This is a genomic window from Arthrobacter sp. Hiyo1 (assembly GCF_001263615.2).
Classification (GTDB): domain Bacteria; phylum Actinomycetota; class Actinomycetes; order Actinomycetales; family Micrococcaceae; genus Arthrobacter.
This window is the reverse complement of sequence record NZ_DF952471.1, coordinates 206,861-214,567: the sequence shown is the minus strand read 5'-3', so window position 1 is coordinate 214,567 and position 7,707 is coordinate 206,861. Positions and strand designations below refer to the sequence as shown.

The following is a 7,707-nucleotide window of genomic DNA, read 5'->3' as shown; positions in this document are numbered from 1 at the left end:
TGACCACGGTGCCGTGGGCGATGACGAGATCGGGAATGGTCACGGTGGTTCCTACTTTCCTGCTGGAACGGCGGTGCCGGCAACGGAGGTGCCGGCGGCGGACTGGATGGCGGTCAGGGCGGCGTCGAGGTTTTCGGACAGTCCCCGGCGGTGCTTGACGGGCGGCGGCGCAAAAGCGCCTTGGCGGTGGAAGCCGGATTGCAGGGCCACAACCGCTTCGGTCATGCGGATCCCGGCGGAGATTCCGTCCACCACGGGCACGGGGATTTGTCCTTCAAGCTCGCGCGCGAGTCCGGCAAGCGGGGCACCTGCCAGGATGACGACGTCGGCGCCGTCCTCCGCGACCGCTAGCCGGCTCAGTGCCAGGAGGGTTTCCTTGAAGTCCTGTTGCACAGTGCCGATGCCGTTGAGGCTCTGGTTGATGGAACGGATCGAGGCAAGACGGCTGCCAAGTCCGAAATGCTCCACGCAGTCCCGGTACCAGGCGGTGATGCGGTCCGAAATGGCGATGATGGAGAAGCGTTGGCCCTGCAGGGCCGCGGCGCAGAGGGCGGCCTCCGTGATCCCGATGACCGGCACGTCGGTCAGTTCCTTGAGCGCAGGCATCCCGGGGTCGCCGAATGCGGCCACCACGACGCCGTCTATGCGGTCCGCAGCCGGATCGCCGCCGCAGTGCTCGGCGATGATTTCGGCGACGGCTCCGGCTGCGATGAGGGATTCGAAGCGGGTCTCGATGTATTCGACGCCATGTCCGGCGGTCCTGACGATCAGCTCGGTGTCAGTCCCCGCCGAGCGGCGGGCTTCGGCGTCGATCAGCGCGGTGACATGCGCGCTGATGTTGGGATTGATGACTAGCAATTTCATGGTCGTTTGCCTTGCAACTTGAGTTCGGTGGCGGGCTCGTTCTGGGGGAACTGCTCGCGGTACTTTCCAATGTGCGACGCCGATTGGGCTGCGGCGCGCTCGGCATCGCCGCTGGCGATGGCGGCGTAGAGATCGCGGTGCTCCTGGATCAGTTCCGGCAGGTCGTCCACGTGGCGGAAGAGCCAGTGCATGCGGCCTTGGAGCGGTTCCAACGCGGTGCGGAGAAAATCGTTGTTGGCGATGGCCGTGATGGCATCGTGGAATTCGCTGTTGGCGCGGTGGGCCTCGAGGATTGAGCCTCTCGCAAGGAAGCGATCGGCCTCATCGAGGAGCCTGGCCAGGTGCTTGAGGTCCTTGTCCGTGGCGCGGGCCGCTGCCAGGCGGCAGGCGAGGACTTCGAGCGACTGGCGGACGTCGAAGAGGTCCTCGACGTCTTTGGGGCTCAACCCTGCCACTTCGGAACCGCGGGAGGCCCGGTCCTGGATGAGGCCTTCCTGCCGCAGCATGCGGAGGGCTTCGCGGATGGGGAGTCGCGAGACGTTGAATTCGGCGGCGAGGTCCCGCTCCACCAGCCGGGTGCCGGGCGCGTAATGACCCTCGAAGATTCGCGAACGGATGGCGTCCCGCACGGATTCCCGGAGGGGACGGTCCGTGGTGGGGGTTTCTTCGGCAATCAGCATTCTTGCTCCATTCGTGTTCTCTTGGGTCAATGCGCCCGGCAACCCGGAGGCGTCCGGCCGTGCGGCGGTTCAGGACCGCACGGCCGGCCCGGTCAGGCGAGTTAGACCGGAAGCCGCTTGTTGTAGTTCAGGGTCAGGACGGAGACGCCCATGATCACGGCGGATCCTACAAAGTACAGCAGCGCCCAGGTGTAGGAGCCCGTGGCCCCGACAATCAGGCCTACCACAATCGGGGTGACGAACCCTGCGATGTTGCCGCTGAAGTTCATGGCGCCGCCGAGGACGCCAGCGTTGGTGCGGCCGCCCAGGATTGACGGGATGCTCCAGAACAGGCCCACCCAGCGGAGGAAGAACAGGACCACTGAGAGGAGCACGACGGCGGTGATCGGGTCTGCGACGACCGTCACGCCAACCAGGCCGCCGACTACCACGACGCTGGACATGCCCAGCAGGGTACGCATGACCAGGTTGGCCGAGGCGCCGGCTGCGCGCCACTTGTCGGCGATAGCGCCGCCGAGGATCTCGCCGACGAAGCCTGCGCCGAAGATCACGAACGTGGACCAGCCGATGGTGTTCAAGTTGAAGTGCTTGGCCTGGGCGAGGTAGAGCGGGCCCCACGTCAGGAGGCCGTAGAACACGCCGTTGAATCCCAGCCAGCCAAAGCACATGGCCCAGAAAGAGCGGAACTTCAGGTAGGGGAGGAGTGCGCGCTTGCCCTTCACGCCGTCTTTCGTGGCCTCGGCGTCCTCTTCGGCATGGGAGGACTCGATGTATTCGGCCTCGGCGTCGTTGACAGCTTTGTGGTTGCGGGGATTGTCCCGGACGTACCACCACACTGCCAGGCCCATGAGGACGGTGGCGGCACCGGCGATGATGAACGAGTAGCGCCAGCTGCCTGTTGAGGCGATGAGCCAGGTGATGAGGATACCGCCCAGGCCGGCTCCGAGCGGGGCGCCTGCGTCAAGGATCGTGGCGCCGCGGCCACGCTCCTTCTTGTGCATCCAGATGGCGTTGAGCTTGCCGCCGGCCGGCATGACGCCTGCTTCGGCGACGCCGATACCCAAGCGGGCGATGAACATGCTGAGGAAGCCGCCGGCCAGGCCGGATGCTGCCGTTGCGGCACCCCAGCCGATGCACGACGCCGTGACGACTTTACGGGGGCCGAACTTGTCGATGAGCAAGCCGACGGGGATCTGCATGAGCGCATAGGTCCAGAAGAATGCCGAAAGCAGGAGCCCGACGAGTTCGGGTGCGAGGTTGAATTCCTTTTGGATGATGGGCAATGCCACGGAAATGGAGCCGCGGTCGATGTAGTTGACGGCGACCAGGATCAGCAGCAGGACGAAGAGCCTCCAACGGACACTCGTGCGTCGCTGCACGCCGTCCTTGCCGGCTTTTTCTTCTGCTATTCCTTCGACGGCATGTGCTTCTGTTTCGGTGTTTGGGAGAGACACAGTTTCTCCTTCAGGGGAGTTTGAGGAGCGGGGAAAGTCTTGAATTGGTGAGCTGGGCGCGGGTTGCCGCGGCAGCTGGACTCGCGCCGGCGGCAGCAGTAGCGGCCCGGTCCTCTTTCTGGGAGGAGGGACGCTGCCGGTTCGTTGGGTCCGGTTTGGGATCCCGCTTTGGGATCCCAAAATCAAAAGTAGATGTGACCCGCGGCACTGTCAAGGCTTTTGGTATACAAAGCGACGAAACAGAATGTGACCGGGAGGTGAGGTTTGGCGGAATATGGGTTCACTCACCCGAGCGGTGCGGGAAATGGGATACCGACACGATTCCTGGGCTTGCCCGGGTGGGGCATGGGATGCCGGCGTGTTCGCGTGTTCCTGCCTGCCGACGCGCTCCCGACCCCACGACACGCTGTCTACCTCACGACACGCAACTGGTTATGCGACGAGGAGAAAGTCTGGCGACGCCCGAATACCGGTGTCGATAGGGATTTTCCGGGTCACGAGGCGTTTAGGGTGTCACGAGGCGTTTGGGGCGTCGCGAGGCGGGCAGGGTCGGGGAGGGCTTAGCTCGGGTTGAGGTCGGCGAGGAGGGTGGCTTGTTATTGAAACGCGGGTGCGCAGATGGGATACCGGAGGCGTGGAGGGGTTCACTCGCACCCGTTGCGCCTTCCTCGAGGTAGGCGTCGGACCTACGATGATCCCGACGGTCGGAGGATCCCCGTCCGGTTCAGGGCACTTGCTCGATTCGCCTTTCGGGGTCTGCCGGCCGGCGGAGGTCGACAAGGGGGACGATGCCATATCGGCTGGGGTGGTGTTTCACGTGGGGATAATCACTGCCAACCGCATCCGAATTTGTGTGTCACGTTGCTGTCACAAACTATTTGGCCCTGTCACAAGGTTTGTGTGAGGATTTTCAGGCGTCGCATACAAGCGCAAATGCACGACTCACTTCTGGATAATTGGGATCCTCTCGTGAAAATAGCGCGTATACCTTCGGCGGAAACGGCCGACGCTGGCTCCGCGTGTTTGCACCATGCCGACTCGGAACGGGTCAGCAATTGACTTTTCAAGCAAATAGGCCAGAGTCATCCCGACACAGGGCCGGCATTCTGGCGTCCGTAGCGAGCCTCTCGCTCCTTCAAATCGGTAACGCCGTCGCGGTCGGGTTGATTAGCTCGATGGGCGCCGCGAGTGCGACGGTTTTGCGAATCGGGATTGCCGCGATCCTGACTCTTCCAGTGATTTTCATGATGAAATCATCGAGTCGAGCGCCGGTCCGATTCATCCTCACGTACGGGTTGGTGCTGGGGCTGATGCAGGTCACCTTCTACCGGGCGATATCCACCATTGATCTATCCCTGGCCATCTCCATAGAGTTCACACTGCCTCTCGTTATCGGATGCATCCGGTCCCGCAACACCACGGCCCGGGTTGCTGCGGGGCTGGCGGTTGCCGGGCTCTTCATGATTCCGACCTATGGCGCGACGACTGCACTCGAAGGTCTGTTCTTTGCTGCGGCAACGGGACTGCTACTGACCGCATACATCCATGTCGGGACTTCCATTCCGCAGGCCAACCACCCGATGCTCACTCTTAGTAAGGGGCTATGGGTTGCCCTCCCCATTGCGCTGGCTGCCTTCATGGTGAACGCTCCGCCCGCTGTTCTATTCACTCCTGAATTGGCGCTCCATGCGCTCGTTGTTTCCATATTGACCTTGCTGGCTCCGTTTGCGCTGGAGCTATTTGCAATGAAACGCCTTCGAGCTTTGGTATTCGCGCTCGTCGCTGCCCTTGACCCTGCGTTGGCTTCCACCGTAGGTGCCGTGGTTCTACATCAAAGCCTGGACTTTCGGCAGATGGCAGGTATCGCGATTCTCACGGTCTGCGCCGGCGTTGCCGTTTTTGCTGAATCATCAACTTCACAAAAGAAGGTCAGTGTGCAATGAAGACAGCACCCGCCATGGATATTGATCGACTTCTGGACGGCTTGGATTTGTCGGTTGAGGTTACCGGCGACACGCAAGCCCTGATCGAATGCGGATATTTCGATGCACCAACCGGGATCGATGATTTTTCGCGGAGTTCGATGATGGCAGGGCTCAGCCTTGGCACAGTCTTGGACGGCGCCAACACCGCGAACCTCACGGAATCGAAAAGGCCCGCCGCAGCATCTCTAGAGTGCTGAATTGCCGCCCGGGTGAGCTCTTCTTCACCTCCGGGGCGACGGAGTCCAACAACTGGGCAATCGCAACTGCAGCTGGGTCCAGCAGCAACCACATCATTACCTCTGTCATCGAGCACAAATCCGTCCTGGATGCCTGCCTCGCCTTTCAAAAGCGGGGCGGTGAAGTCACCTTTCTGCCCGTGGACGCACAAGGGATCGTCTCACCCAATGACATTGCCGACGCGATCAGGCCCAACACCAGCCTCGTGTCGATAATGCTGGCTAATAACGAGATCGGCACCATACAACCGGTCACGGACATCGCCGCCATCACTCGTGAGGCAGGGGTTCGGTTTCACTGCGACGCCACGCAAGCCATCGGCTATCTCGCTCCGGACTTCAAATCCCTGGGCCCAAACCTGATCAGCTTCTCAGGGCACAAAATTTACGGGCCCAAAGGCATCGGAGCCCTCTACATCGACAAGGAAACCCAGACGCTGCATGGGGGGGTTCGAAAACATGTTGTTCGGCGGCGGCCAAGAGGGAGGGCGCCGGCCTGGGACGCAAAACATCACCGGCATCGTCGGATTCGCGGAAGCAATAAAAATTTCCAACGAGATCTCCGCCAGCGAAAAGCAAAGAGTTCTCGACCTGAGAAGCAGATTCTGGAACCAGTTGTCCAAGCGCATCCAAACGGTCACCGCCAACTCGCCGCTCGATGACGCTCTTCCGAATTGCCTGAATTTCAGGATTCCGGACATCGATTCGGTGGACCTGCGATCAGCCCTACCGAAAATAGCCATGTCGACTGGGTCCGCCTGCAACAGCAGCGACCAGAATCCCTCACATGTTCTCATGGCCATTGGCCTTGACGGCGCCATGGCCAGGTCCAGTATTCGCGTAGGATTCGGGCGCTTCACTACCACGGAGGAAATCGACGAGGCAGCAGGCATGATTGCGAAGGCTGTTCAGCGGCTCCAAAGTTCGTAGGCGGGAGCGTGCTCAAGGCCGACACCGTCAAGATCTAGGAAGACGAGGCCGCGGACCGGGAACCTACCTCAGAGATCTGACAGTGGATATTAGCAGGCCGCACGCTAGGTCTGCCGGGTATTGCATGGGATACCGGGCAATTCCTAGGTCTGCCGGGTATTGCATGGGATACCGGGCAACCCGGCGCTGGGGCGTTGCTATGGCGACACGCAAATGGCCTGCCGACGCGCTTCCTACCTCGCGATGCGCAGCTGGCTACGCGACGCGGAAAATACCCTGCGACGCTGGAATACCGGTATCGCAGGGTATTTTCCGCCTCGCAGGGCAGCCGGGATCGGGGAGGGCTTAGCTCGGGTTGAGGTCGGCGAGAGCCGTCAGCGCCCGCTCGGGATGTTCCGCGATGCGGTTCAGGACGTACAACCACCATTCGCCACCGAAGATGACGTATTCACGGGTCCTGTACCCGGCCCTGTGGAGCCGATCGAGAAGTTCGGTCCCGAGTCCGAGGAGCATCTCGAATTCGATCGCGTCTGTCTTCAGTGCCTCGCCGTGCCTGGAGATGAGCGTGTTGACGAGCTCGTCGTCGTGGGTTGCGAGGGACAGGGAGTGGCCCGAGCGGATGAGCTGGCTCGCGAGGTCGAGGTAGGCAGCCGTCAGTTCGGCGCTGTTGCGAGGGTAGGCGACGGACTCGGGCTCGAGGAACGCGCCTTTGACCAAGCGAACGGTACCCGGGTGGCGAAGGACCCGCTCGAGGTCTCCGGGGGTGCGGTGCAGGCGGGCTTGGAGCGTGATGCCGACGCGGGGAATCTCGGCTGCGAGCTCGTCGTACAGGTCGAGGACCAAATCGGTCCGGTCGGAGCCTTCGGCCGAGATCATCAGTCCCGTTCCGTACGGTTCAGTTATCGCGGCAAGCTGGCGTACATGGTTGAGGGCCAGATCGCGGTCCACGAGTGCGCCGAGATGGGAGAGGTCGAAAGAGATGGTGCCCGGCAGGCCGGACTTCCCGAGGGCAGCGCCCAGCTCAAGGAAGACCCCGGCTTCCCGAGCGTGCGAGCTCGGCGTTGCGCACGCTCTCGCCGGCATACTCGATGCTGGCGGCATGCCCGCGCGCCACCGCCGCTGCGGCTACCTCGATGGCATCGGCGGTGGTGTCCCCGGCTGAGTATCGCCTTGCCACGCGCGAAGCCATTGTTGCCAAGGCTGGCGTGGACATGACGCGTTGCTTCAGGTCTTCATCCAAAGCCCACGCCCGGAGGTATCGGCAGCACGCTCGAGATCAATCTTGGTAGTCACCCGACAAACTGTACCGGCGGAGTTTGTGGACGCCGGCGTCGGGTTCATGATGTGAAATCCGGATCGGCCCTCCGCCCTCGCTACTCCTCCGGGAAACACCACACGGAGATGCGTGCGCCGTCCGGATCCGCGGTGACGCGGAGCCGCAGTTCCCGGCCCATCAGGCTTCATGCGCGTCCTCGCTTGCCAGCTGGTCGGCGAGTTTGCTGATGGCAACGGCCATCGCCCGGCCCCAGTGCTGAGCTCCCGGCTCGTGGCCACCGCC

At 62.4% G+C, this 7,707-nt stretch carries 7 protein-coding genes and 1 pseudogene; 4 read left to right on the top strand and 4 right to left on the bottom strand.

The window, feature by feature from the left end; translation table 11 throughout:
* Positions 1-51: 51 nt before the first annotated feature.
* From AHiyo1_RS12545 to AHiyo1_RS12535, 3 genes are all read right to left on the bottom strand, one after another.
* Positions 52-864, bottom strand: a complete 813-nt coding sequence (locus AHiyo1_RS12545; RefSeq protein ID WP_059388790.1) for an aspartate/glutamate racemase family protein — start codon at positions 862-864, stop codon at positions 52-54.
* Complete coding sequence (locus tag AHiyo1_RS12540; RefSeq protein ID WP_059388789.1) at positions 861-1,544, bottom strand: GntR family transcriptional regulator; 684 nt, start codon at positions 1,542-1,544, stop codon at positions 861-863. The genes AHiyo1_RS12545 and AHiyo1_RS12540 overlap by 4 nt, the downstream gene beginning before the upstream one ends.
* A 101-nt stretch (positions 1,545-1,645) precedes the next feature.
* On the bottom strand, positions 1,646-2,998 hold the full coding sequence (locus AHiyo1_RS12535) for an MFS transporter (RefSeq protein ID WP_059388788.1): 1,353 nt from the start codon (positions 2,996-2,998) through the stop codon (positions 1,646-1,648).
* 1,055 nt (positions 2,999-4,053) lie between these two features.
* On the opposite strand from AHiyo1_RS12535, the gene AHiyo1_RS12530 reads away from it, so the two are divergent.
* The 4 genes and pseudogenes from AHiyo1_RS12530 (at position 4,054) to AHiyo1_RS28260 (ending at position 6,149) form a co-directional block, all read left to right on the top strand.
* Positions 4,054-4,941 carry an EamA family transporter gene (locus tag AHiyo1_RS12530; protein WP_059388787.1) on the top strand — a complete coding sequence of 296 codons (888 nt, stop codon included), beginning with the start codon at positions 4,054-4,056 and terminating at the stop codon, positions 4,939-4,941.
* Positions 4,938-5,180 (top strand): hypothetical protein, encoded by a 243-nt coding sequence (locus AHiyo1_RS12525; RefSeq protein WP_059388786.1) that lies wholly within the window; start codon positions 4,938-4,940, stop codon positions 5,178-5,180. The genes AHiyo1_RS12530 and AHiyo1_RS12525 overlap by 4 nt, the downstream gene beginning before the upstream one ends.
* Positions 5,141-5,881: pseudogene (locus AHiyo1_RS12520) on the top strand (cysteine desulfurase family protein); the annotation flags it as partial. The gene AHiyo1_RS12525 and the pseudogene AHiyo1_RS12520, both read left to right, overlap by 40 nt.
* Positions 5,766-6,149 carry an aminotransferase class V-fold PLP-dependent enzyme gene (locus AHiyo1_RS28260; RefSeq protein ID WP_445286219.1) on the top strand — a complete coding sequence of 128 codons (384 nt, stop codon included), beginning with the start codon at positions 5,766-5,768 and terminating at the stop codon, positions 6,147-6,149. The pseudogene AHiyo1_RS12520 and the gene AHiyo1_RS28260, both read left to right, overlap by 116 nt.
* Positions 6,150-6,494: 345 nt before the next feature.
* Here AHiyo1_RS28260 and AHiyo1_RS12510 read toward each other — a convergent pair whose 3' ends face one another.
* The gene (locus AHiyo1_RS12510) at positions 6,495-7,232 is read right to left on the bottom strand and encodes a proline dehydrogenase family protein (RefSeq protein WP_253257309.1); all 738 of its coding nucleotides are present in this window, start codon (positions 7,230-7,232) and stop codon (positions 6,495-6,497) included.
* Positions 7,233-7,707: the final 475 nt, after the last annotated feature.